The organism is Polaribacter sp. (genome assembly GCF_965656025.1).
Taxonomy (GTDB): domain Bacteria; phylum Bacteroidota; class Bacteroidia; order Flavobacteriales; family Flavobacteriaceae; genus Polaribacter.
In genome coordinates, this window is the sequence record NZ_CBFHJT010000138.1 from 1 (window position 1) to 1,712 (window position 1,712).

A 1,712-nucleotide genomic window follows, 5' to 3' on the forward strand; every position below is an offset into this window, starting at 1 on the left:
TTTCTCCTGATTTCACACTTTAAAATTACAAGAAAAAGGAATTGGTAAATGTTAATTTTAGAGAAGTAATTAACAAAATTGATTAAAAAAAGAATCAAGAAGTAATCTTATTTAGGAATGATAGTAATTTTTTTAAATAAAGGGTGAACTATTATTTAAATCTTAATTAAATAATTTCATAACACCTTCTTTCTTTATATAAAGTTCAGAAAAACTGTGCCCAGATATATAAAGAGTTTTATAGTAATTCTTTTCTTTATATTTGGAATCTATTCCGATGAATGATCTTCTAGGTAAGATAAATTTATATTCTATGTCGTAAATATTATTATAAACTTTTATATCTGTTTTATTTGTATAAAACTGGCTTTCTTGATAAAGATTACTTTCGAGCAAAAATTTAACCTTTTCTTTTAAATCTTTTAAATCACCAATAGGAATGCTATTTTGTTTATTAATTTTAGATGTAAATAGATTATTTAAACTATCAACTCTTTTTTTTTCTTCTACTTTCTCTTTTAGCCTTTTTAACTTTAATCTCTCTTTTTCTTCAGTTATTCTTTTGATTTTAGCTTCTTTATTTTTTATATAATTTTTTATAAAACCATGGCCCGTTACAAAATTTAATGCTTTTGAAGAACCAGATAAGCTAAATTTATAATCTGAAGTATTACAGTTACTTCTTAATCTTACACTAACATAGTTATGTTTGATAAATTTATCTAATAGTTCTATTTTATCGATCTTTTCTAATGAGTTAATAAACCAAGAATTACTATTAGGACCTTCTCCTATATATACTGTTTTATAAATTTTATCATCACCATTAAACTTAAAATATGCAATTTTAGAATCACATCCAGAATAGCCAGAATCAGTAATATAAATACTTAACTCTTTATCGGCAAACTTATTTACTACTAAAAGTGGCTTATTATATGGAAAAGCACCTCCACTACCTCTTATTGAAGCTGTTTTATATTTACCATCAAAATCACTTTTACCAGAACTATATGACCATTGACTAAATAAAACTATTGAATAAAAAAAGCAAAGTATTGTAAAGATTGTTTTCATAGTTTTTAAGATAAAAATAAGAATTATTATTTTATCGTAAACTATTGCAAGTATTGTATTAAAAAAAACTTTATTATTTCCTACAAAGCTTTTCGAGTTTATAAGATTTCTTAATCGTTCATTTTTGTCTTGTTTCTAAATTACAATATCTTTTTTAGACTAACGAACTCGCGTTAAGGATTAAAGAACCTGTTTTAGCTCTCACACTTTTTTGCGTGAAGCGAGTAGCCTTTCGTTTTCGCTCAAGATAAATTCCAGCCTGCTAAAACGCCCAAATAAAAAAACTCTCTCAAAGAAACTGAAATAAATTCAGCTCAAGTGAAAGAGTTTTATAAGTTTTATGAGATTTCTCCAAAAGGTCGAAATGACATTTAGCTTTTAACTTTAGCTACTACTAATAACTAACAACCAAAAACTAATAACTATTTAGTATCTGTAATGCTCTGGCTTGTATGGCCCTTCTTGAGTAACACCAATATAATCTGCTTGGTCTTTACGTAATTCTGTAAGCTCTACACCAATTTTTTCTAAGTGTAATTTTGCTACTTTTTCGTCTAAATGCTTTGGCAACATGTATACGTTGTTTTCGTAAGCATCTGCATTGTTCCAAAGCTCCATTTGTGCCAATGTTTGAT

General features: G+C 26.3%; 2 protein-coding genes. Both read right to left on the reverse strand.

Annotation, left to right across the window (positions count from 1 at the left end; all coding sequences use genetic code 11):
• Positions 1-162: 162 nt before the first annotated feature.
• Positions 163-1,077 (reverse strand): hypothetical protein, encoded by a 915-nt coding sequence (locus ACTG3S_RS14370; protein WP_439130021.1) that lies wholly within the window; start codon positions 1,075-1,077, stop codon positions 163-165.
• Positions 1,078-1,503: 426 nt separating this feature from the next.
• Positions 1,504-1,712: adenosylhomocysteinase (locus ACTG3S_RS14375; RefSeq protein ID WP_439130022.1), on the reverse strand; the 209-nt coding region annotated here is incomplete at its 5' end.

Bases quoted from the DNA above. Each gene is read 5' to 3' on its own strand.
- ACTG3S_RS14370 (WP_439130021.1), bottom strand. From the start codon at position 1,077: ATGAAAACAATCTTTACAATACTTTGCTTTTTTTATTCAATAGTTTTA.